The organism is Streptomyces sp. RG80 (assembly GCF_040446465.1).
Taxonomy (GTDB): Bacteria; Actinomycetota; Actinomycetes; order Streptomycetales; family Streptomycetaceae; genus Streptomyces.
Genome location: NZ_JBEAAJ010000005.1, coordinates 430164 through 453926 on the forward strand (window position 1 = coordinate 430164; position 23763 = coordinate 453926).

Below are 23763 nucleotides of genomic sequence, written 5' to 3' on the forward strand. Positions count from 1 at the left end.
CCCCGGTGCCTACGATCGAGGGGTATCCCGGACCAGGTGGAAGGCCCGGTCTCCTCCACCGGGGGGAGGCGCTTGCCCTTGCTGCCGGCACATCGGCTGATGGCCGTCCATGTCTGTACGGTCGCCGTCGCCACCGCCGTCTACATGACGGTGCCCAGCACGCGCACCCCGCTGTGGGCCGTCATCGGCCTCGCCGGTGTCGGGGCCGTACTGGTCGGTAGCCATCTGCACCGTCCCGCCCACCGCTGGCCCTGGCTGGTGCTCGCCGCCGGTCTGCTGACCTTCATCGCGGGCGACACGTACTACAACGTCATGGAGGAGTACTTCCACGCCTCCAACCCCTTCCCCTCCCCCGCCGACGCCCTGTACCTGACCACCTACCCGCTCTTCGCGATCGGTCTGTCCGGCCTCGTCCGCTACCGCTGGGACGGCCACGACCTGCCCAGCCTGCTGGACGCCCTGATCTTCACCGCCGGTCTGGGACTGCCCGTGTGGGTCTACCTGGTGCAGCCGCTCAGCGCACTGGAGGGCATGACCTGGCAGCAGCGGGCGATCAGCATCGCCTATCCCCTCGGTGACGTGCTCGTACTGGCCCTCCTGGCCCGCATGCTCACCGCGAGCACGGTGGACGGCCACAACCGGTCCGTCCGACTGCTGGTAGTCGGCACCGTGACCCTGCTCGGCTTCGACATCGCGTACGGCATCATGCAGCTCAACGACACCTGGCAGGCGGGCACCCTGCTCGACACCGGGTGGATCGTCTTCTACACGGCCTGGGGCCTGGCCGCCCTGCACCCCTCCATGGTCGAGCTGACCGCCGCCGTGCCGCGGCAGGAGACGCTGCTCCCGAGGCCCCGCCGACTGGTGATGCTCACCGTGGCGACGCTCATCGCGCCGGGGATCCTGCTGTACGAGGGCGTGACCGGGGTGGCCCACCACGCCGCCGTGATCGCCGCGTTCTCGGGTGTGCTGTTCCTCCTGGTCATCCTGCGGCTGACCGGGATGGTCGTGGCCCACCGCAAGGCGACGGCACGGGAGCTCGCGCTGCGCCGGGCGGGCGCCTCCCTGGTCTCCGCCGTACGGCAGCAGGAGGTCGCCCGGTCCTGCGAGGCGGCCGTCGACACCCTGCTGGGCCCCGCCGTCCGCCACCGCACCCTGCTGTTGGCGGCCGACCGGGCGGCGGACCTGAATCTGGCGCCGGGCGGCAGCCGGATGCTGCCCACCTACGTGCTGAGCCCCGACGTCGTCGGCGGGCTGGACGGTCTGCGCACCGTCCTGGCCTGCCCGATGACCCCGCCCGACCGCCCGGCGGCGCAGGTCCCGGGCGTCCTGGTGGTCGCCGGACCGCCCGAGTCCCTCTCGGAGACCCGCGGCTCGCTGGAGATCCTCGCCGCGCACGCGGGCCTGGCCATGGAACGGGTCGTACTGCGCCAGGAGGTGATCCGCCGCGAGAGCGAGGCGTACTTCCGCACCCTGGTGCGCAACACCTCCGACGTCATCCTGATCGTCGAGGACGACAACACCATCCGGTACGCCAGCCCGTCCGCCTCCTCCGTCTTCGGCACCGCCGACCTGGTCGGGGCCGCGCTCCCGGAGCTGGTGGACGCCCGGGACCGCAACCGCGCGGCCCGTGAACTGACGGCGATACGGGAGAACGGGCCACGTGCCACCCACGACCACTGGTGGGTGCGGCACCGCAGCGGCCGCGTCGAGGTGGAGGTGCGGTGCAGCGACTTCCGGGACGAGCGCACCGTGGCCGGCCTCGTGGTCACCCTGCGGGACGTCACCGAGCAGCGGCGCCTGGAGCACGAGCTGACCCAGCGCGCCTTCCACGACTCGCTGACGGGGCTGCCCAACCGGACCCTGCTCCTGGAACGCATCGAGCGCGCGCTGCTGCGCGGCCGCCGCGAGGGGTCCCTGACCTGTCTGCTCTTCATCGACCTGGACGACTTCAAACTCGTCAACGACACCCTCGGGCACTCCGCGGGCGACCATCTGCTCGTCGCCGTCGGCAGCCGGCTGTCCAAGGCGCTGCGGCGCACGGACACCGCGGCCCGGCTCGGCGGTGACGAGTTCGCCGTCCTGATGGAGGACGCCCGCGAGCCCCTGGACGCCGAACTGCTGGCGGCGCAGGTGATCCAGACGCTGACCCGCCCCTTCGTGCTCGGCGAGGAGACGGTGACGGTGTCGGCCAGCGTGGGCGTGGCCACGGCGCGGGACAGCACGGACGCGGACGAACTGCTCGGCCACGCCGACCTCGCGCTCTACGCGGCGAAGGCGGCCGGCAAACGACAGTGGCGCCGCTTCCAGCCGCTGCTGCACACCCGCATGGTCGAGCGGCACGATCTGCAGAGCCGGCTGGCCCGGGCGGTCGCCGACAAGGAGTTCGCGCTGCGCTACCAGCCGGTCGTGGACATCGCCGCGGGCGAGGTCGTCGGGTTCGAGGCGCTGGTCCGCTGGCCCTCCCCGCGCCGGCGGCCGGTGGCGACCGAGCAGTTCATCACGCTGGCCGAGGAGACCGGGCAGATCGGGATGCTCGGCTCGTGGGTGCTGGAGAACGCGGTGCGGGACATCGCGGCGCTCCAGCGGCTGCCCGGTGCGCCGCCGTACGTCAGTGTGAACGTCTCCGCCCGCCAGTTCCGCGACGGCGGGTTCGTGGACCAGGTCGGCGACGCGCTGCGGACGCCGGGGCTGATGCCGGGTTCGTTGCAACTGGAGCTCACCGAGACGGTGCTGCTGCGCCACGACGCGCAGATCCAGGCGGTGCTGGAGGCCCTCAAGGAACTCGGGGTGCAGATCGCCGTCGACGACTTCGGCACCGGCTTCTCCTCGCTGCGTTATCTGCGGGACTTCCCGATCGACGTGCTGAAGATCGACAAGACCTTCATCGACGACATCACGCACGACCCGCAGCAGGTCGCGCTCGTCGAGGGCATCGTCCGGATCGCCGACCGGCTGGGGATGCAGGTGATCGCCGAGGGGATCGAGGAGGTCGGGCAGCGGGATCTGCTGGCGGGCATGGGGTGCCGGTTCGGGCAGGGCTATCTGTTCGCGCGGCCGATGACCGTGCAGCAGAGCGAGCGGGTGCTGCGGAACCGCAACGGAACGCGTGTCCCGCCGGCCGCCCCGGAGCCGCCCCGCCCCGCCGTGCCCGTGCCCGCGCCCGGTGGGCCCGCCACCCGGTGCGCCGACCTGGAGCATCTGCGGCGCACCAGCCTCATGAGCGACGCGGTCCTCGACGAGGTGCGGGGCCGGCACATCCGCAGCCGCGGCCACTGGCTGATCGACTTCGCGTCCTGCAACTACCTCGGTTTCGACTGGGACCCGGAGGTCGCCGACCGCATCGAGCCCACGGTGCGCCGGTGGGGCACCCACCCGAGCTGGTCGCGGCTCATCGGCAGTCCGCGGCTCTACCCGGACATCGAGGAGCGGCTCACCGAACTGCTGGGCGCGCCCGACACGTTGCTGCTGCCGACCCTGACGCTGATCCACTCCTCGGTGATCCCGGTCCTCGCCGACGGCGGGCATGTCTTCGTGGAGGCCACCGCGCACCGCACGGTCTACGACGGCTGTGTCGCCGCCCGCGCCCAGGGCGCCACCCTGCACCGCTTCCACGCCGAACACCCCGACGAACTGGACCGGTTGCTGGCCACGCTGCCCGGCAACGGGCCCCGCCTGGTGTGCCTGGACGGCGTCGACAGCATGACCGGGAACATCGCCGACCTGCCCGCGCTGGCGGCCGTGTGCCGGAGCAGGGGCGCCACGCTGTACATCGACGACGCGCACGGGTTCGGGGTGATCGGCGAGCGCGGGCCCGGGGAGCCCTGCCCGTACGGCTCGCGCGGCAACGGCGTGGTGCGGCACACCGGCGAGTCGTACGAGGGGATCGTGCTGACGGCCGGGTTCTCCAAGGCGTACTCGTCGCTGCTCGCGTTCCTCGCCCTACCGACCGAGCTGAAGGACCGCCTGAAGACGGCGGCGGGCCCCTATCTGTACTCGGGACCCTCGCCGACCGCGTCCCTGGCCACCGCGCTGGCCGGTCTCGACGTCAACGAGCGCCGGGGCGACGGCATCCGGGCCGACCTGTACCGCAAGACGGTCCGCGTGCTCGACCATCTCGAGGATCTCGATGTGCTCACGCTCAACACCGACCGGCTGCCCGTCATCGAGGTCCCCCTGGCCGACCCGGCCGACCTCGACGCGGTCGCCGCCTATCTGTGGGAGGAGGGCATCTACGTGACACTGGCCGCCTATCCCCTCGTACCGCGTGACCGGGTGGGTTTCCGCATCCAGGTCACGGCGCTGAACTCCGAGGAGGACATCGACCGGCTCACCGCCACCCTGTCCCGGCTGGCCGCCCGTTTCCCCCTGCGGTCGAGGAGCTGAGCGGGCCATGACGACACACAACGACGACGTGGACTGGGACCGTTGGCCGGTCGCCGACTATCTCGCGGAGAACTACCGCGATCTGCATCCCTCGGACGCGGCGATCATCGCCCATCACTCGGCCTTCTACCGGCGGCTCGCGCCGGGGAGCATCGCGCGTTCGGTGGAGTTCGGGGCCGGGCCCAACCTCTATCCGCTGATCCTCGCTGCCGCCGCGAGCCGCCGGATCGACGCGGTCGAGGCGGGCACGGGCAATGTCGCCTATCTGGAACGACAGCTGCTGTGCGGGCCGGACGCGAGCTGGCTGCCCTTCCACGCGCTGTGCCGACGGCTGAACCCCGCCCTGCCCGCCACGCTGGCGAGTTCCCTCGCGCGCGTGGACGTCGTCCACGCCGACGTGCGGGACCTCGAACCGGGCGGGTACGAGCTGGGATCGATGCACTTCGTCGCCGAGGGCGCCACCGAGGATCCGCGGGAGTTCACGGACTTCTGCCGGGCCTTCGTGCGCTGTGTGGCGCCGGGCGGGCGGTTGGTCGCCGCGTTCATGGAGAACATGCCGACGTATCGCATCGGCCCGGCGTCGACGTGGCCGGGCTGTCCGGTCGACCCGGAGCTGGTGCGGGCCGTGTTCGCGCCGCTGACCGAGGAGTTGACGATCACCCGGATCGACTCCGACCCGACCCTGCCGGACTACGGGGACTCGGGGATGGTGCTGATGACCGGGGTGGCCGGCGGGTGGGCACGGACGTCCTGACAACGGTCCGCCGTGATCGGCGGAGGCCCCACCGGTCGTCGCCCGGCGGGGCCTTCCGTCTCTCCGGGGAGCGTGCGGTCAGCGCGTCGCCCGCGGCCGGAAGCGGCGGTAGAGGGTGGCTCCGCCCAGGAGCAGCGCGGCGCTGCCCGCGACGGCGGGGAGGGTCTGGTCGGTTCCGGTGTGGGCGAGCGAGGCCACGGGCCGCCGCGGCTCGGGCACGGTGGCGTGCGGGCCGGGGTGCGTCTTCGGCGGCGCCGCGTCCGGCTTCGGCGCCGGCTTCACCGGGGTGCCCTGGGGCTCGTCGCCGGGGGTGTTGACGGACTCGTTGCCGACCGAGGCGTTGCCGACGCCGACCACGCTCACACCGTTGCCTGTGACGTTCACGGGGAGGTGGACCGGCAGTCGGACGCCGTTGCCGGAGACCACTCCCGGTGAATCCTTTCCGCCGCTCCGCGCGGCGGCGCCCGTCTGCGTCTGCGCCGGGGTGTCCGCGCCGCCCTCGTTCACACAGGTGTTGCCGGCGGCGGGGTTGAGCAGCCCCACCACGTTCACGGTGTTGCCGCACACGTCGACCGGCACATGCACCGGGAGCTGGATCGTGTTGCCGGAGACCACTCCGGGCGAGCCGGCCGTGTCACCGTCCGCCGCCGAGTCGGCGTACGCGGGCATCGTCACGGCCATCGCGCCTGATACGGCGGCGACGGCGATCACACCGTTTCGGGTAACCCTTCTCATAGGTTCCCTGCCTTCCAGACTTGGTTCGCGGGCACTCGCCCGCACCGCGTAAAACGCAGGCGAACCATCCGAGTTATGGCTTATCGGCCTTTCACCCCATCGAGCGTCACGGTTGTCGAACTAGTCGTAAAACCGTCGAATGCATACGGAGGGGCGCAGGATAAGGCACTCCGCCCGGTCCGGCTCGCCCAGAGGCGGCGTCCGCGGGAGCCGCCTATCGTGATCGAGGGCGCTGTGTTCGCGCTCCGCCTGGAGGCATCGATGCTGGCCAAGCTGTCAACGCGGCGCTGTGTGCTCGCCGGGGCGGTCGGAGTCGGACTCGCTCTGCTGGGCACAGGGCTGCCGACGGCCGCGGACGACAAGGGACCCGACCTGTCGCGCTTCTACGACCAGAAGGTCACATGGTCCACATGCAAGGGCATGGAGACGCCCAAGGACCTCCAGTGCGGCAAGGTGACCGTCCCCCTCGACTACACCGAACCCTCCGGGGGCACCCTCGAACTGGCCCTCGCCCGCTATCGGGCGACCGGGAAGTCCAGGGGCTCGGTGCTGCTGAACTTCGGCGGGCCGGGCGGCGCCGGGGTCGGTGAACTCGCCGCGAGCGGCAACGAGTTCATGGGGCTGGCCAAGGGCTACGACGTGGTGTCCTTCGATCCGCGCGGTGTCGGCCGCTCCTCGCCGGTCAGCTGCGGGGACGGCACCGACGAGGCCTTGGCGGCGACCGAGGACGGCGACGACCCACGGGCGCTGCTGCGGCAGTTGAAGCGAGTGGCCGCCGACTGCGCCGAGCACTCCGGACCCGTCCTGCCCCACATAGGCACCGTCAACGCCTCCCGGGACCTGGACGTGATGCGGGCGGCCCTCGGCGACAAGAAGCTCAACTACCTCGGCTTCTCCTACGGGACCCGGCTCGGCGCGGTGTACGCGGCCCAGTTCCCCAAGAAGGTGGGCCGGCTGGTGCTCGACGGCGTGGACACGCTGACCGAGCCGCTGACCGAACAGAGCAGGGTGGGCGCCGAGGGCCAGCAGACCGCGCTGGAGGACTTCATCGACTGGTGCTCGGACGACGTCGCCTGTCCCTTCGGCCAGGATCCGCGCAAGGGCCGGGAGCAGGTCGTGAGGCTCGTCGGCTCCCTCGACGAGGACCCGGTGCCCAGCGACTGGGGCTACGACTTCACCGGCCAGGACCTCGTGGGCGCCATCGGGCAGGCCCTGTACAGCAGAGAGCTGTGGCCCCTGCTGGAGCGGGCCCTGGCCCAGCTGGTCGAGGACGGGGACACCCGGGGCATCGAGGCGTTCGCGTCGGGCGGGAACGCGCTGCCCCCTCGCTCCGCCGCCGACGACGGCGACGGCGGCCTCGCCGACGAGGACGAGGTCCCGCTGGACAACCTTCCGGCGGCGCTGATGGCCATCAACTGCGCCGACGACCCGGACCGGCCCACCGCTGACGAGATCACCCGGAACATCGGCCGACTGCGCGCCGAGTACGAGAAGGCGTCCCCCGTCTTCGGTCGCTACCGTCTCACCGAGGTGCTGACCTGCTACGGCCGCCCCAAGGGCACCGACTTCATCCGCGAGGAGGTCCGGGACGTCGACACTCCGAAGATGCTCCTCGTCGGCACCCGCGGCGACCCCGCGACGCCGTACCGCTGGACCGTGGAGACCGCGAAGCGGCTCGGCGACTCGGCGGTGGTCCTCGACAACAAGGGCGAGGGCCACACCGGGTACGCCTCGTCGACGTGCGTCCAGCGCAAGGTCGACGCCTTCCTGCTCTACGGTTCCCTGCCGCCCAGCGGCAGCTCCTGCGGGTCGGAGGAGGACGCGCCCTGACCGGTCGGGGGTCAGCCCTCCCAGTACGCGAGGCTCTTCAGGGCGACCGCGGTCTCGTCGAAACCCTCGTCGCCCAGTACGGCCCGCATCTCGGCGTTGAAGCGGTCGATCTCCGGCTGGGCGGCGCGCAGCGCGGCCACCCCCGCGTCCGTCAACTCCAGGACCACGGCCCGGTGTTGACGCGGATGCGGCTGCCGGGAGAGCAGCCCCGCCGTGGTGAGGCGTCCGACGAGTCCGGTGACGGCGGACTCGCGCAGACCGAGTGTGCGGGCGAGCTCCTGCTGGGTGACGCCGGGCTCGTCCTGGACGGCGAACAGCGCGCCGAGCTGGGCGGTGGTGACGCCGGCGGTGGCGAGGCAGCGCCGGTCCAGGGTGGTGCGCAGTCGGTGGGCCGCCCGCTGGAGCAGGTAGTAGAGGCGTTGATCGGGCTCGGGCATGGGCCGATGTTGACAGAGGACACCGGCTCGCGCCACTCTCACTTCACCAGTGAAGTGAGGTGTGGACGTGAGCAGGACGATGGATCTGGAACTGGCCCGGAAGATCCTCGCGGAACAGCCCTTCAGCAGACTGCTGGGCGCCAGGCTGACCGCATTCGGGGACGGCGAGGCCACCCTGGAGCTGGACATCCGTGAGGAACTGCTCCAGCAGTACGGCTATGTCCACGGCGGAGTGCTCTCCTACGCCGCCGACAACACGCTGACGCTGGCCGCGGGCAGCCTCGTGGGGACCGGGCTGATCACGTCGGGTTTCACCGTCGACTATCTGCGTCCGGCCACGGGCGCGGTCCTGCGCGCGCACGCCCAGGTGGTGCGGGCCGGGCGCACCCGGGTCGTGTCCCGCTGTGATGTGCTCACGGTCGACTCCGCCGGGGCGGAGACCCTGTGCGCGGTGGCACAGGGCAACATCGCGGTGCTCGAGCCCGCCGCCTGACCGTTCAGAACTCCACGGGGTCCCGCACGATCGGGCATGTCATGCAGTGCCCGCCACCGCGGCCGCGGCCCAGTTCGGCGCCGACGATGGTGATCACCTCGATGCCCGCCTTGCGCAGCAGCGTGTTGGTCTGGGTGTTGCGGTCGTAGGTGAAGACCACGCCGGGCTCAAGGGCGACGGCGTTGTTGCCGCTGTCCCACTGCTGCCGCTCGGAGGCGTAGATGTCCCCGCCGGTCTTCACCACCCGCAGACCGGGCAGGCCCAGCGCCTTGGCGACGACGTCCACGAACGGGGTCGAGCCCTCGTCGATGAGCTCCACGCCGGGCGCCTTGTCGCTGGGCCGCAGCGAGAAGGTGTGGACGGCGTCCATGATGGTCGGGTAGAGGGTGACCAGGTCGCGGTCGGCGAAGGTGAAGACCGTGTCGAGGTGCATCGCGGAGCGCAGCTTCGGCATACCGGCGACGATCACGTGCTCGGCGGCGCCGTTCCCGAACAGCGCCGAGGCCACCTGGGTGATCGCCTGCCGCGAGGTGCGCTCACTCATGCCCATGAGGACCACGCCGTTGCCGACGGGCATGATGTCGCCGCCCTCGAACGTCGCCTGTCCCCAGTCGAGTTCGGGGTCGCCCCACCAGACGGTGGAGCCCGCGAAGTCGGGGTGGAAGCTGTAGATCGCCTTCATCAGCAGGGTCTCGTCGTGCCGGGCGGGCCAGTACAGCGGGTTGAGCGTGAGGCCGCCGTACAGCCAGCATGTGGTGTCCCGGGTGTACAGGGTGTTGGGCAGCGGCGGCATCAGGTACTCGCGTACGCCCGTGGACTCGCGGGCGAGTTCGAGATAGGGCGAGCGGAAGTCCTCGGGCAGGTCGGTCGTCGCCAGGCCGCCGATGAGGTACTTGGCCAGGCGCTCCGGTTCCAGGGACTCGAGGAAGGCGCGCGTCGGGTCGACGAGGCCGAGACCGACCTCATTGGCGACGATCTTCCGGTCCAGGAGCCAGTCCCGGGCGCCGGGGACCGCCATGGTCTGGGCGAGCAGATCGTGCAACTCCACGACGTCGACGTCGCGTTCGCGCAGTTTGTTGACGAAGTCGGCGTGGTCGCGCTGGGCGTTCTCCACCCACATCACGTCGTCGAAGAGCAGGTCGTCGGAGTTGGTGGGGGTGAGCCTGCGGTGGGCGAGCCCGGGGGCGCAGACCAGCACCTTGCGCAGTCTGCCGACCTCTGAGTGGACGCCGTACGCGGGACGGATGTCTTGACTGGTCACGGTGGGTGCACCTTTCCGAACGGCCGGGAGGTCAGAGGCTGATCCAGCCCAGGGCCAGCGCGACGATCCCGAGGACCGCGCCGGCCACCGAGACGGCGAGGATGACGTACTCGCGCGGCGAGAACAGCCGCCTGCCCTGCTCCCTGCGTGCCATCACGAACAACACGGTGGCGGGGGCGTAGATGATGAAGGAGACGAGGACGAACTTCAGGCCGGCCGCGTAGATGAGGAACGCGGTGTAGATGGTGGCGAGGGCGGCGATCACCAACTGACCCTGTGGCCCGCCCCAGCCGATCTTCACCGCGAAGGCGGCCGCCAGCAGGAAGGGAATCAGCGTCAGCGCACTGGTCAGGTCGAGGGCGAAGTTGAACGCGTCGTCCGAGAACAGGGTGATGACGAGGAAGACCTGACTGAGCAGCGTGGACATCACGAGGGCGGGCACGGGCACGTCGGCCGGCGTGGCGCGCTTCAGGAACCTCGGCATGTCGTCGTCCTTGGCGGCCACGTACAGCACCTCGGCGGCCATCAGGGTCCAGGCGAGATAGGCGCCGAGGACCGAGACGATCAGGCCGACGCTCACGAAGACCTTGCCCCAGGTGCCGACGGCGTGCTCCAGCACCTCCGCCATGGAGGGCTGGCGCAGTTCGGCGATCTCCGCCATCGGCATCAGTCCGTACGACACGATCGTCACCGACGCGAAGACCGCGAAGACGCTGAGGAAACCGAGGATCGTGGCCCGGCCGACGTCCGCACGGCGTTTGGCGTGCCGGGAGTAGACGCTGGCGCCCTCGACACCGAGGAACACGAAGACGGTGGCCAGCATCGTGCCCTTGACCTGGTTGAACAGCGAACCGGCGTAGTCGGCGCCGCCGAAGTTGTCGGCGAACACGCTCGGCTTGAGATAGAAGAGCGCCAGGATGACGAAGACGATGATGGGTACGACCTTGGCGACCGTGACGATCCGGTTGATCGCCGCCGCCTCCTTCACGCCCCGGCTGATGAGCGCGAAGAACAGCCACAGCCCCACCGAGGAGAGCACCACCGCGAGCACGGTGTCGCCGTCGCCGAGCGCGGGCGCGATCGCGCCGACCGTCGACATGATCAGCACCCAGTACGTCACGTTGCCGACGCAGGCGCTCGCCCAGTAGCCGAACGCCGAGAAGAATCCGAGGTATTCGCCGAAACCGGCCTTGGCGTAGGCGTACACGCCCGCGTCGAGGTCGGGTCGGCGCACCGCGAGGGTCTGGAAGACGAAGGCCAGCATCAACATGCCGGTGCCGGCCACGGCCCACGCGATCAGGGCCCCGGCCACGCCGGTCTCCTGCGCGAACCTGCGCGGCAGGGAGAAGACACCCGCGCCGACCATCGAGCCGACCACCATGGTGGTGAGCGTCGGCAGGGAGAGCTTCGCGGCGGGTGGTGCCTGGGTCTGTGTGTCGGCCTGGCTCATGGGCGTCCTCGAAGTCATTCGGCGACCCAGGTGACGCTAGCAGCGAATTGTCCGCAATGCCTGACTTAGCTGCCCCTAATGCCCTATCCGGCAAACGGTCCTATCGTGCTGATATGGAGCACGCACTCAGTCCCACGACCCTCACCGAGCTGCGGCGCCCGCGCCCCTATCCGGCCGTGTCCGTACTGACGCCGACACATCGCCGGGAGCCCGAGAACACCCAGGACCCGGTCCGGCTGCGCAATGTCGTGGCCGAGGCCAAGAAGCAGTTGGAGGCCGATCCCGCGGTCAGCCGGGAGCGGCGCGCCGATGTCGCCCGACAACTCGACCAGGCCCTCGCCGAGGTCGACCTGGCCCATACCGAGGAAGGCCTGGTGATCTTCGCCGCTCCGGGTGAGCACCAGGTGTGGTCGCTCGCCCGGTCCGTGCCCGAGCGGGTGGTGCTCTCGGACACCTTCCTCACCCGCAACCTCGTCTCCGCACAGGCGGCCGAGCGGCCCTTCTGGGTGCTCTCGGTCTCCGCGGACCACGTCACGCTGTGGAACGGCGGCACGGACCGGGTCACCGAGCACCGGGCCGGCGGCTTCCCGCTGACCAGGAGCCAGGAGAACTTCGACGCCGAACGCCAGGAGCGGATCGGCGATCTGCCGAGCACCTTCCGCGACGAGGGCACCCGCCATTTCCTGCGCGAGGCCGACACCGCGATGGGCAGGCTCCTGCGCGAGAACCCGCGGCCGCTCTACATCACGGGTGAGACCGCGGCACTGTCCGCACTGGACGAGGTCGGCGGCGCCACCAGGCACGCCGTCCACGTGCCGCACGGCGGACTCGCGCACGGCACCCCGGACGCGGTGTGGCAGGCGGTGCGGCCCCTGCACGAGGCCGAGACCCGCAAGAACACCGCAGCCGTGGCCCGCGAGCTGGAGACGGCCCGTGGCCGCAGGGCCTTCGCCGCCGGCGTCGACGAGCTCTGGCAGAGCGCCCGGGAGGGCCGAGTCCGGCTGCTCGCCGTCGAGGAGAACTACCGGGTCACCGTCCGCGACGAAGGCGGCGACCACCTGGTCCCCGCCGCGAGCGGCGATCTCGACGCCCGCGAGGACATCGTGGACGAGATCGTCGAGCAGTGCCTGGAGACCGGCGCCGACGTCCGTTTCGTGCCGGACGGCGCGCTGGGCGACGCCCGGGGGATCGCGGGGATCCTGCGGTACTGACCGCGGTGCCCCCTCAGACACCCCCGCCTGCTCAGACACTTCCGAACAGCGAGCTCAGACCGCGGTCCACCGCCGCGCCGAGGTCCTCCTGCCCGGCCGCCACCACGGCGTAGGTCCGCAGCAGGAAGCCGCGCAGCGCCGAGGTGTCGAACTGGAGCAGGGCCAGCCCGTACGGCGAGTGGAGTTCCACGACCGTACGGGCCCGCCCGCATGGCCACAGGTGCACGTCCCCGCCGCCCGCCGGGCCGCGCAGCCCCTCCTCCAGCAGCGAGCGGGCGAAGGTCCAGGTGACCAGCTCGCCGTCGAGGGAGACGTCGGACGGGAAGTCGAGATGCACCGCGAGCGGGTCCGCGGAGGTGTAGCGGAGCGTCGTGGGGACGGGCAGCTCCTGCTCGTCGGCGGTGATCAGACGCCCCTGGGCGGACTGCTCGAGGTCGATGTCCATGCGTCGATCTCCCCTGCGGGTCGAAGGCCGGCCGTAGTGCCGATGTCTGTACGACCTCGCAAGTGCCGTTCGCATTACGCGAAAGCCCTTACCAATTGATGTGACGTGCGTCACTCTTCAGTGCGCGGTCCGCGAGGTGACGACACCGCCGGCCCCCTGGACCGCGCGGCAGGTCTCGCCCGTAGAACACGGGGCCGTCGAACACACAAATGAATGCCGACCCGGAGGCCCGGACAGTCCGTCAACTCACGTACTCTGACTACGACTTGCCCCACCGGGTGACGTACACCAATCACACGGCGAAACCCCTCCGTGAAGACTGTGGCATATGCCAGAAGCACCACCGTATCGTGTGTTGCCGAATCCCTTACAGGGCGTCGCGGGCTGTGCCACAGTCGTAACGGTCCCTCCGCCAGTCTTGGTCGTACCCTCCCCGCATCGGAGCGCGTCATGCCGTCCCATCTCTCTGCGGACCGCCCAGCCGCCCAGCCGCCAGGTCGCGGCTCGGTCGACGCGCTCATATCGCAGACGCGACGGCTCAAGGGCGACGTGGACGCCGTACGGCGGGACGCCCAGGACGAGGGATCGGACCCGCAGGGACGCTGGCAGCGCGCGCTGTACGACCTGGCGCTCCACCAACTCAACGACCTCGACGAGCACTTGGCCCAGCTGCGGGAAGGCCCGCCCGGCCCGGCGGCGGTCCGGCCGACGCCCGCCACCCCGGCCGCGCCGACCGCTCCCCGGCACGGCTCCCTCCTCAGCAGGGTCGGCAGCGCGGAGTGGAACCTGCTGACGGACGAGGCGAGTTGGTCCGGAGAGCTCTTCCAGATCCTGGGCCGCGACCCGGCCACTGCTCCGCTCACCCTCGACGAGCTGCCGTCCCTGGTGCTCGACGAGGACCGGCCGAAGCTGACGTCGATGGTCACGGACTGCCTCGTCGACGCCAAACCCATCGACGGGGAGTTCCGTGTGGTGCGCCCGGACGGTGCCGTGCGCACCGTGCACATGATGGGCGAGCCCGTGCTCGACGCCGACGGCAGCACCGCGTCCATGTGGGCCGTACTGCGCGACGTCAGCGAACTGCGCCGCAGCCAACGGGTGGTGAGCGAGACCCGTGACTCGCTCCAGCACCACCAGCACCGCGCGCAGACCGAGCACCGGCTCGCGGTAGAGTTGCAGGAGGCCGTGCTGCCGCCGTGGCACGGCTCCCTGCGGCTCCCGCGGCGCAGCCCGGAGACCCTGGATCTCGCGGCCCACTGTCTGCCGTCCTCGGCCAGCGCCCTGATCGGCGGCTACTGGTTCGACGCGCTCGAACTCGCCGACGGCGACACACTGCTCAGCGTCGGCGACCTCACCGGACACGGCGTCGCCGTGGCGTCCGGCATGGCGACGCTGCTGGGTGCCGTACGCGGTATGGCGATGGCGGGCACTCAGCCGGGGCAACTGCTGTCCTGGCTGAACCAGTTACTCGACGCCACCGTGCAACCCGCACTCGGCAGCGCGGTCTGCTGCCGCTACCGGCCCGAGACCCGCACCCTGGCCTGGGCGCAGGCCGGACACCCCGCCCCGCTGCTGTTCCGCGACGGGACGGGGCGCAGGCTGAACGCACCGGACGGCGTCCTGCTCGGCGCGACCCCGGGTGCCGCCTACGAGCAGGCCGAACAGACCCTCGAAGCCGGCGACCTGCTCCTGCTCCACACCGACGGGCTGGTGCCCGGGCACGACGAAGCAGAGGCCCTGGACCGTCTCCTCGACCTGGCCCCGCGCTTCGACGAGGCGTGCTCCGCACAGGACTGCGTACGGCTGGTCGTGGAGGAGTTCGGCGAGACCGCGCGTGAGAACGACGCCTGCGTGCTCATCGCCAAGGTGACGACCTGAGGGTCCACACCCTGACAGGGGTCCACACCCCGACAGCAGACGACCCAAGCATTACGTCAACAGCGCACAAACCCCCTATGCCCGTGCGCTGTTCCCGCCCTTCACCGGCCTCGGCAGGGCCAGCTTGATCTCCTCCCTCAGCTCGTGGATCTTCGGGTAGCTGGAGTACTCCGCGGTGAGCCGGTACATCTGGCGCAGCCGGTCCCAGGTGCGGTGCGAGGAGTTGGATCCCATCGACACCAGGGCCAGCCGGGCGTAGGTGCCACCCTGTTCCGGATCGTCCGCGATGAAGCAGGCGGAGGCCATGGACAGGAAGTCGAAGATCTTCGACCGCTGTCGTCCGTCGACCCGCAGGGCCAGGGCCTTCTCCGCGTAGTGCTGGGCGTGCGCGGCCGCCGACGGCTCGTGCTCGGCCAGCGTGCGGTAGGCCAGGGCCTGCATGCCGTACAGATCCTCTTCCTTGAACATCTGCATCCAGCTCGGCGGTGGCACATCGCTCCGGTCGGAGACGAAGAGATCCTCCGCCCGGCCCAGGGTGCGGCGCATCGCCTGCCCCTTGCCCATGGAGGCCTGTGCCCAGGCCTCGACGGTGTAGAGCATCGCCATGGTGCGCGGCAGCACCTCGTCCCCTGAACCGGACTGGGCGAGCTTCATCAGGTCGAGTGCGTCGTCGGGCCGGCCCAGGTGCACCATCTGGCGAGCCGCTCTGGAGAGCGCCTCCCCGGCGCGGGGCCGGTCGCCGCCCTCACGGGCCGCGTGGGCGGCGATGACGAAGTACTTCTGGGCCGTGGGCTCCAGGCCGACGTCGTGCGACATCCAGCCCGCGAGGACGGCGAGGTTGGCGGCAACGCCCCACAGGCGCCGCTGGAGATGTTCGGGGTGTCGGTAGGCGAGCATGCCGCCCACCTCGTTGAGTTGGCCTACGACTGCCTTGCGCTGAAGCCCGCCTCCGCGAGCCGCGTCCCACGCCCGGAACACCTCGACGGAACGCTCCAGTTCCTCGATCTCCTGCGATCCGATGGGGGCGGCCTCGTAGCGGTCGAACCCAGCGGGGTCGGCGTGCAGTGGATCGTCGAAACGGGGAGCGTCGGCCGTCAGGGCCGGATCGGTGTGGAGCCAGTCGTGCATGGCGCTGCTGAGGGCGGTTCCCGCGGCGAGCGCGGCACCCGCGCCCACCAAGCCGCGTCGGTTGAGCATGAGGTCCATTCCCGTGAATTCGGTGAGGACCGCAGCCGTCCGCTCGGGCGCCCACGGCACACCGTCGGGATGTTCCGCACTCCCGCCGCCCTGCCGTTTCCCCGCGCGCCCGTGCCGGACCAGACCGAGGTCCTCGATGGTCACGACACGGCCGAGACGCTCGGTGAACAGGGCAGCCAACACACGGGGCACCGGGTCGCGCGGGACTTCTCCCATGTCGATCCAGCGCCGGACCCTCGAGGTGTCGGTCGAAAGCTGGGGGTGGCCCATGGCCGCCGCCTGCCGATTGACCAGCCTCGCGAGTTCACCCTTGGACCAGCCGGCCAGGCCGAACAGGTCCGAAAGTCGGGTGTTGGGTTGTCCGCTCACGTCAAGCCCCCAGGTTCTCGGCTGAGTTGACAGTAGCCCGGTGAGAGTTGCCGGGCGACTATTCGCCAGGGTTCGCCAGGGTGCGCCAGATGGTGTGCCACTGGGCGATAGGTGTCAGGTAGGAACGCGCCACCCCGACCCGGTCGCTGCCATATGACGGGTGCATTCCCCAGGGTGCCCCCCGTGGGCGACCGGGCCGGGTAGCGCACTTGCGCAGACATGCACTGCTGGCACACGAAGGGATCTGTTTCGCCCATGTACGCAGCATCGTCCTCCGTGTCCGCCCCGCCCCGGTCGCTGCACCCCCGCCCGGCGGGCAGCGGCCCCTACCTCGACCCCGCTCGCCCGGCGGCCCCCGTGCTCGGTGCCGGCAGGACGCGGCGCGTGCCGGGGCTCGGCACCCAACCGCTCAGCGGGAGACTCGACTTGTCCGGCCCTCAGGGCGCGCAGCTGCGTACGGCGATCGCGTCGGTGCACCGGATCTGCCCGGAGTTCGCTCCGGTCCAGGTGCTGCGCCGCAGCGGACGCTCCGTCCTCCTGGTGGGGACGACCGGGCGCAGCACGGCCGTCGCGAAGTGTTTACTGGACCACTCCCCCGCGTGGGCCGAGCGGATCCGGCACGAGATAGCGGCATACCGCTCGTTCGTCCGGCATCGCCCGCCCGTGCGGGTGCCCCGGCTGATCGCGGCGGATCCGGACAACTGCACTCTGGTGATCGAGCGGATGCCCGGGCGGGTGGCGGCACTCCACCGGCATCCGGCGGAGGCACCGCCGCGGGCGGACATCCGGGCGGCGCTCGGCGCGATCTGCCGGCTCAACGCCTGGCGGCCGCCGGCGGGCACCTTCGACGCCCCGGTGGACTACGCGGCCCGTATCTCCCGCTACCACGAGCTGGGGCTGCTCACCGACCGCGACATGGGCGACCTGCAGAAGCTGCTGCACGGCATCGCGGCGACCGCGGGCCGGCACGGCATGGGCCAGTTCTGCCACGGCGACGCCCTGCTCTCGAACATCCTTCTCTCACCGGCCGGTCCAGTGCTGGTGGACTGGGAGCACGCGGGCTGGTATCTGCCGGGGTACGACCTGGCGACGCTGTGGTCGGTGCTCGGGGACGCGCCGGTGGCCCGTCGCCAGATCAGCCAGATCGCGCAGTCGGCGGGCCCGGCCTCGCGCGACGCCTTCCTGGTGAACCTGATGCTCGTACTGACGCGTGAGATCCGTACCTATGAGACGGCCGTGCAGCGTTCGATGCACGACACGACCCCGGCGGCACCGGGAGTGGCCCACCCGGGTGCTGCGCCGTCCGGCGAGGAGCAGCGGCTGCTACTGAGGCGGCTGCACGACGACTGCCAGCTGGCCCGCCGGGCCGTACGCGCGGCGGTCGGCACTCGCTGAGGGGACGACGGTCCGCGGTGCGCCCGGGAGAGTGGCGCACCGCGGACCTTCGTATGTCCCCTCGCAAACGGCCCATTGGTGTAAGCCACTGACGCCTCGCAGGCCTGCGAGGCGTCGGCGCGAAACTCCCGGCACCCCTGCTTGACAAGGGAATTCCTCCTTCCCTGGGCATGATTGACGGATCGTCGGCAAGCCGGTACCACTGACGCACGCCCGGCCCCGCACGGCTCATCGCGCCCGACCGTCCCAGGAGGCTGCCTTGCGAGTCACTGCCACCAGAGCCCCCGGCCACAGACGCACCTGCACCGTCCTCGCCACGGCGGCCCTGCTGCTCCCCCTGCTCGGGGCGGCACCGTCCGCGGGCGCGCCGGCGTCCGCTTCCGCGAACGGCCTCCAGCTGGCGTTCGCCTCGGCCGCCGCCCGGTACGAGGTGCCGCAGAGCGTCCTCCTCGGCGTCTCCTATCTCCAGTCCCGATGGGACTCCCACGCCGGGGCGCCGAGTGTGACCGGCGGCTACGGCCCGATGCACCTGACCGACGCCCGGACCGCGCTGGCCGATGCCCCGCACCACAGCGAGGGCACGGAGGACGCGCGCGGTGACAGCGCCCGGCCGGCCGTGCTGCCCGAGACCGAGGTGCCGGCGCCGACCTCCTTCCCCGCCCGTCTGACGACCTTGCCGAAGGCGGCGGAACTGACCGGTCTGAGCGCGGCGGAGCTGCGCACCGACCCCGCGGCCAACGTCGCCGGCGGCGCCGCGCTGCTGGCCGACGCCCAGCGCGACCTCGGCGAGCCGCTCAGCGACGACCCGGCGGACTGGTACGCGGCGGTGGCCCGGTTCTCGGGCGCGGACGACACGGCTACGGCGACGGCGTACGCGAACGACGTGTACGAGGTGATCCGGACCGGCGAGGAGCGCACCACCGACGCCGGCCAGCTGATGGCCCTGGCCGCCCAGCCGGACCTGTCCCCCGACACCGGGCAGCTGCGCGGGACGGGCCTGCGGACCCTCGACGCCAAGAAGACGGAGTGCCCGAAGTCGGTGTCCTGCGAGTGGATCCCGGCGCCGTACGAGCAGTTCGGCGACAACGACTACGGCAACCACGACCTGGGCAATCGTCCGAAGTCCCAGAGCATCAGGTACATCGTCGTCCATGACACCGAGGGCGCCTGGGAGGGCGTCCTGAACCTGGTGCAGGACCCCACGTATGTGTCGTGGCAGTACACGCTGCGTTCCACCGACGGTCATATCGCCCAGCATGTGAAGGCCAAGGACGTGGCCTGGCACGCGGGCAACTGGTACGTGAACGCCAAGTCGATCGGCCTGGAGCACGAGGGCTTCCTCGCGAACCCGGACGCCTGGTACACGGAGGCGATGTACCGGTCCTCGGCGCGGCTGGTGAAGTACCTCGCCAAGAAGTACGACATCCCGCTGGACCGGCAGCACATCCTCGGGCACGACAACGTGCCCGGCCCGACCACGTCGACCGTCGGCGGCATGCACACCGACCCCGGCCCGTACTGGGACTGGCGGCACTACTTCGAACTGCTCGGCAGCCCCTTCAAGGCCACCGGCGGCAAGCAGGCCGGGCTGGTGACGATCCGGCCGGACTACGCGACGAACCAGCCGGAGTACACCGGCTGTGTGACCAAGGGTGTGCCGTGCGCGGCGCACGGCTCCAGCGAGGTGCGGCTGTACTCCGGACCCGGTGAGAGCTATCCCCTGATCAAGGACATCGGTCTGGGCACGGTGCCGGGCACCGGGGTGAACGACATCTCCTCACGGGTCTCCACCGGCCAGCAGTACGCGGTCGCCGCGCGCGACGGCGACTGGACGGCGATCTGGTACCTGGGCCAGAAGGCCTGGTTCAAGAACCCGGTGAAGGACCCGACCGCGGTCCGCGCCAAGGGCCGGGTGGTCACGCCCAAGGCCGACGTGGAGAGCGTCCCGGTCTACGGGCGCGCCTACCCCGAGGCCTCCGCGTACCCGGCGGGAGTGCCCGCGCAGGCGGTGTCGCCGCTGCCGTACAAGCTGCTCAAGGGCCAGAAGTACGTGGTCGGCGAGAAGGTTCCGGGTGAGTACTACTACGCGGTCACGTTCACCACGGACTCGCACCGGGTCGTGGTCGGCAAGGATCTCTACTACGAGATCCAGTTCGGTCACCGGGTGGCGTTCGTGCGGGCGGCCGACGTCGACGTGCAGGTGTCCCGGTAGCGAAGGCCCGGCGGGTGGCGGCGCCACTCGTCGGGCCCAGCGGTCGTGCCGGCTGGGTCAGCCCTGCTGGAACAGCTCTGCCGGCAGCGGCTTGAGAAGGGCGTAGAGGTCGTCGGTGATCGGACGGTCCCACGCGGCGATGGTCACCAGGACGTTGTCGCTGCGGTCGAACTGGACGCAGGAGATCCGGCTCTCGGAGAGCTTCAGGCGCCGCACGATCAGGAGGTTGTCGCCCTGCATCACCGGTACGTCCTCGGCGCCGACGACGGTCACCTCCTCGTCGTTCTCCAGCGCGATCAGCAGCTGGGCCACCTCGAAGGGAACCTCGCCCTCGGCCAGCTCACGGGCCGGGGAGCCTTCCGGGAGGTTGCCGATGACCATCGCGGGGCCGCGGCCGCCGAAGAGGTCGTAGCGCAGGAAAACGCCCTGGCAGGTGCCGTCGGGGGCGGGCAGCAGGCCGGCGCCGAGGTTGCCGGGCCAGTCGCCCGGGTCCATGGCCAGGACGTCGAAGTCGGGGCCGGCGGGAGTTGCGCTGCGGCGGCGGAGGAACGACATGGGCCCATGGTACGGGTTGCCGTTCGGCGATGGGCGCGCGCGGTCCTGGGGCGCTGGGGTCGCCGTCCGGGCAGGGGGCGTGGTGAGCCGGTGGGTCGGTCCTCACATGGGGTTCAAAGCCGCCGCAAGTCCGGTGGGGTCCGTGCCCACCTTGCGGTAGACCGCCGAGAGCAGGCGGGTGACGGCCGGCTCGTCGACGTGCAGCGTCTTGGCGATCTCCGTCTTCGTCCGGCCCTCGGCCGTCATGGTGGCCGCTGTGCGTTCGCGGGTCGTCAGGGTGTCCGTGTCCGTCGTGTGCAGGCGACGGGGGCGCAGTCCCGCCGCGGCCAGCTCGTCGCGGGCGGCCTCCACCAGGCCGTCGGCGCCGCAGTGCACCGCCGCGTCGAGCCCTCGGTAGAGGTGCTCGGCCGCCTCCGCCGCCCGACCCGCCCGGCGCAGTTCCGTGCCCAGGGCAACGAGTGCGCACGCCAGCTCGTACGCGGCCGGCGAGCATTCCAGGTGGGCGACCGACTCCTCCAGGTACTTCACGCGCACCGACCCCGAGGACACCTCGGCCGCCGTACGCAGTGCTGCCCCGATGGTGGACGGCGTGCCGAACTGGCGGGCGCGGGTCACCGCTTCGAGGGCGGTGGCGACGGCGCGTTCCGGGGTGTCGTGGCTCTCGGCGCGGGCGAGGTGCAGCTGCCAGGGGCACCAGGCGGGGCTGCGGATGCCGCGCGGGTCGAGGCGGCGGCCCGCTGCCCCGAGCTGGTGGGCCGCTTCCTTGGTGAGGCCGCGGGCCAGGAGCAGTTCGCCGTACACGGTCTGGGCGTCGGGGAAGACCACGGCGGCCGGGAAGGGTTCGGTGAAGGAGTAGTCCTCGGCGATCCGCGCGGCCTCCGTGACGCGGCCGCGGGCGAGCAGGACCTCGATGAGGATGCCGACGGCGTACCAGTGGGCGGGGGTGCCCGGCCCGACGCGCTCGGCCAGTCTGAGCCCGGCCCGCACGAAGTCCTCGGCCTCGGCCAGCCTGCCGCGGCGGAAGCGGACGTAGGCGAGCAGGGTGTAGCCGAAGGAGAGGTGGGCGCCGCGCCAGCCCTGCCGCTCGAAGTCGGCGATCCCGGCGGCGAACAGTTCTTCGGTACGGCCGGGGCGGTCGGCGTACATGAAGGCCAGCGCCACCAGCACGGGTACCTCGAAGCCGCGGTCGGGCTCGGCCCAGCCGAGGCCGCCGGCGAGGGCACGTTCGGCGTGGTGGAGGGCGACCTTGGCGGGTTCGCCGCGCAGGGTCGCGTCCCAGGCGCGCAGGCCGATGATGTACCGCTCGGTGAGGTCGCGGCCCTTGAGGCGGTCGGCGAGCTGGGTGAGGCGGCGGGAGCGGGAGGGGTGGTCGGGTTCGTCGGCGCGGAAGGCGTCCCACATGAACTGCTCGGCGACCATGCGCAGCTTGACGCGGGCGTCCTCGGTCACGCGGATCTCGCGCGCGAGGGTCTCGGAGGCCTCGGCGAGGCGGTCGCTGTGGGCGAGGACCTGGGAGAGGCGGTAGACGATGTGGTGGCGCAACTGCCGGTCCGCGATGGGCTCTTCGAGGGCGGCTCGCAGGTGGTTGACCGTGGTCGCCGGTTCGGTGAGCAGGGACGCGCTGCCCAGTTCGTACAGGACGGCGGCCCGGTCCTCGAAGGGCGGGGGTTCGCGCAGGGCGCGGGCGAGGTAGCTGCGGGCGGCGTCGGGGGCGCCGGAGCGCAGTGTCTCGCCGGCGGCGGCGCGCAGTTGCTGTACGACCCAGTTGTCGCCGTCGGGGTGGGTCTCCAGCAGGTGGCGGGCGGCCGCGGCGGGGCCCTGGCCGTCGTTGATGACGCACCAGGCGGCCTGGCCGTGCAGGGCGACGCGGACACCGGAGGGGATGGCCCGGTAGACGGCGGTGGCGATGAGCGGGTGGACGAATTCCAGGGTCTCGGCGCCGGTGAGGATCCGGGCGCCGCGCAGGGCGTCGGCGGCGTCGGCGGCCTCCTCGTGACCGAGTCCGGCGACGGCGGCCGCGAGCAGGGGGTGGATCTCGGTGCCGAGCACGGCGCAGGCCCAGGCGAAGCGGACGGTGGAGGTGCCGAGGCGTTCGAGGCGGGCGACCAGTCCGCTGCCCTTCACGGCGGCGGCGAGGTCGCGCAGCAGATGCGCCCCGGCCTCGGTGGGGGTCAGGCCGCGGTCGCGGACCTTGGCCGTGAGCTCGACGGTCTCGAAGGGGTTGCCCGCGGTGACGGCCCAGCACTCGCGGCAGAACGCGTCGTCGGCGTATCTGCCGAGTGCCTCGCGTACGAGACCGGCGACGGCGACCGCGCTGAGCGGTTCGAGGTCGATCGGCCGTCCGCCGGCCCGTCCGGGAAGGCCCCTGAACGACTCGGCGTGGTCGGGGAGTTCGTCGGGCCGGTAGGCGACGACGAGCAGCAGCGGGAGTTCCTCGGCGCGCGGCGCGAACGCGGCCAGCCAGCCCAGCGACTCCGGGTCCGCCCAGTGCGCGTCGTCGAGGGCGAGGACCATCGGGGCGCGCTGGACGGCGAGATGGGTGAGCACCCAGTCGAGGCCGTCGCGCAGTCCCTGCTGGTCGGGCGGGGCGCCGTCGGTGGGGGCGCACAGCCCGAGGGCCGGTCCGACGATGTCGTACCAACTGCCCAGCTGTGCCCGGACATCGGCCTCCGCCGCACCGGCGAACTGGGGTTGCAGCAGCTGTCGGGCGACGTGGAAGGCCACCCGCTGCTCCTGGTCGCCGCCCCGGGCCGACAGTACGGTGCAGCCTCGGGCGGCGGCCCGCCGACGGACCTCGGCCAGCAGCGTCGTCTTGCCGATCCCGGCCCGCCCGGCGAAGGCGAGCAGCGCGCCGCGGGGCCGGCCGACCGGCTCGGCGCCGTCCGCACGCAGCCCGGTGAGCTCGCCCAACGCCTCGTCGACGGCGGCGAGTTCACTCTCACGCTCGAAGAGCGTCCGGTTGCTCCTGGTGCTGCGCCGACCCATGGTTGCACCCCCTGCCGCGGCGATGCACCCGCGCGGGGAGCGGGCACGCACCGCGACCTACAGGCACCTCAGCGTACGCCTGACGGGGGTCGCGCGACCCGGTTCGACCACTACTGACCGACGCTGTCGGCAGGTCTTTTGTGCCCGACGTGATGCTGAGCCGCCCGTGC

General features: G+C 71.4%; 16 protein-coding genes. 8 read left to right on the forward strand and 8 right to left on the reverse strand.

Annotation, left to right across the window (positions count from 1 at the left end; translation table 11 throughout):
- The first annotated feature begins 99 nt into the window (after positions 1 to 99).
- Both ABKA17_RS19715 and ABKA17_RS19720 read left to right on the forward strand, forming a co-directional pair.
- A complete protein-coding gene (locus ABKA17_RS19715) occupies positions 100 to 4386 on the forward strand; it encodes an aminotransferase class I/II-fold pyridoxal phosphate-dependent enzyme (RefSeq protein WP_353693632.1) in 4287 nt (1428 codons plus the stop codon).
- A gap of 7 nt (positions 4387 to 4393) precedes the next feature.
- Positions 4394 to 5140: a class I SAM-dependent methyltransferase gene (locus tag ABKA17_RS19720; RefSeq protein ID WP_353693407.1), complete on the forward strand. Its 747-nt coding sequence runs from the start codon at positions 4394 to 4396 to the stop codon at positions 5138 to 5140.
- A 78-nt stretch (positions 5141 to 5218) separates the two neighbouring features.
- Here the strand turns inward: ABKA17_RS19720 and ABKA17_RS19725 are convergent, their stop codons facing one another.
- A complete protein-coding gene (locus tag ABKA17_RS19725) occupies positions 5219 to 5875 on the reverse strand; it encodes a chaplin family protein (RefSeq protein ID WP_353693408.1) in 657 nt (218 codons plus the stop codon).
- 261 nt (positions 5876 to 6136) lie between these two features.
- Between ABKA17_RS19725 and ABKA17_RS19730 the strand changes: the two genes are divergently transcribed.
- Positions 6137 to 7705 (forward strand): alpha/beta hydrolase, encoded by a 1569-nt coding sequence (locus ABKA17_RS19730; RefSeq protein ID WP_353693633.1) that lies wholly within the window; start codon positions 6137 to 6139, stop codon positions 7703 to 7705.
- 11 nt (positions 7706 to 7716) lie between these two features.
- Here ABKA17_RS19730 and ABKA17_RS19735 read toward each other — a convergent pair whose 3' ends face one another.
- Complete coding sequence (locus ABKA17_RS19735; protein WP_353693409.1) at positions 7717 to 8142, reverse strand: MarR family winged helix-turn-helix transcriptional regulator; 426 nt, start codon at positions 8140 to 8142, stop codon at positions 7717 to 7719.
- Positions 8143 to 8221: 79 nt separating this feature from the next.
- Here ABKA17_RS19735 and ABKA17_RS19740 point away from each other — a divergent pair, with 79 nt between their 5' ends.
- Positions 8222 to 8635, forward strand: a complete 414-nt coding sequence (locus ABKA17_RS19740) for a PaaI family thioesterase (RefSeq protein ID WP_353693634.1) — start codon at positions 8222 to 8224, stop codon at positions 8633 to 8635.
- Between the two features lie 4 nt (positions 8636 to 8639).
- Here the strand turns inward: ABKA17_RS19740 and ABKA17_RS19745 are convergent, their stop codons facing one another.
- Positions 8640 to 9896: an arginine deiminase gene (locus ABKA17_RS19745; RefSeq protein ID WP_353693410.1), complete on the reverse strand. Its 1257-nt coding sequence runs from the start codon at positions 9894 to 9896 to the stop codon at positions 8640 to 8642.
- A gap of 31 nt (positions 9897 to 9927) precedes the next feature.
- Positions 9928 to 11346 carry a basic amino acid/polyamine antiporter gene (locus ABKA17_RS19750; protein ID WP_353693411.1) on the reverse strand — a complete coding sequence of 473 codons (1419 nt, stop codon included), beginning with the start codon at positions 11344 to 11346 and terminating at the stop codon, positions 9928 to 9930.
- A 113-nt stretch (positions 11347 to 11459) separates the two neighbouring features.
- Here ABKA17_RS19750 and ABKA17_RS19755 point away from each other — a divergent pair, with 113 nt between their 5' ends.
- Positions 11460 to 12557, forward strand: a complete 1098-nt coding sequence (locus ABKA17_RS19755) for a baeRF3 domain-containing protein (RefSeq protein WP_353693412.1) — start codon at positions 11460 to 11462, stop codon at positions 12555 to 12557.
- A gap of 31 nt (positions 12558 to 12588) precedes the next feature.
- On the opposite strand, the gene ABKA17_RS19760 is transcribed toward ABKA17_RS19755, so the two are convergent.
- A complete protein-coding gene (locus ABKA17_RS19760) occupies positions 12589 to 13002 on the reverse strand; it encodes an SsgA family sporulation/cell division regulator (RefSeq protein WP_353693413.1) in 414 nt (137 codons plus the stop codon).
- Between the two features lie 450 nt (positions 13003 to 13452).
- On the opposite strand from ABKA17_RS19760, the gene ABKA17_RS19765 reads away from it, so the two are divergent.
- A complete protein-coding gene (locus tag ABKA17_RS19765) occupies positions 13453 to 14880 on the forward strand; it encodes a PP2C family protein-serine/threonine phosphatase (RefSeq protein ID WP_353693414.1) in 1428 nt (475 codons plus the stop codon).
- A gap of 75 nt (positions 14881 to 14955) precedes the next feature.
- On the opposite strand, the gene ABKA17_RS19770 is transcribed toward ABKA17_RS19765, so the two are convergent.
- Positions 14956 to 16446, reverse strand: a complete 1491-nt coding sequence (locus ABKA17_RS19770; protein WP_353693415.1) for a DNA-binding protein NsdB — start codon at positions 16444 to 16446, stop codon at positions 14956 to 14958.
- A 255-nt stretch (positions 16447 to 16701) separates the two neighbouring features.
- Here ABKA17_RS19770 and ABKA17_RS19775 point away from each other — a divergent pair, with 255 nt between their 5' ends.
- On the forward strand, positions 16702 to 17841 hold the full coding sequence (locus tag ABKA17_RS19775; protein ID WP_353693416.1) for an aminoglycoside phosphotransferase family protein: 1140 nt from the start codon (positions 16702 to 16704) through the stop codon (positions 17839 to 17841).
- Between the two features lie 259 nt (positions 17842 to 18100).
- Positions 18101 to 20053: an N-acetylmuramoyl-L-alanine amidase gene (locus ABKA17_RS19780; protein ID WP_353693417.1), complete on the forward strand. Its 1953-nt coding sequence runs from the start codon at positions 18101 to 18103 to the stop codon at positions 20051 to 20053.
- Positions 20054 to 20110: 57 nt separating this feature from the next.
- On the opposite strand, the gene ABKA17_RS19785 is transcribed toward ABKA17_RS19780, so the two are convergent.
- Entirely contained in the window at positions 20111 to 20608 is a 498-nt protein-coding gene (locus tag ABKA17_RS19785; protein ID WP_353693418.1) for a glycosyltransferase family protein, read from the reverse strand.
- A 102-nt stretch (positions 20609 to 20710) separates the two neighbouring features.
- The gene (locus tag ABKA17_RS19790) at positions 20711 to 23593 is read right to left on the reverse strand and encodes an ATP-binding protein (RefSeq protein ID WP_353693419.1); all 2883 of its coding nucleotides are present in this window, start codon (positions 23591 to 23593) and stop codon (positions 20711 to 20713) included.
- Between the last annotated feature and the right edge of the window lie 170 nt (positions 23594 to 23763).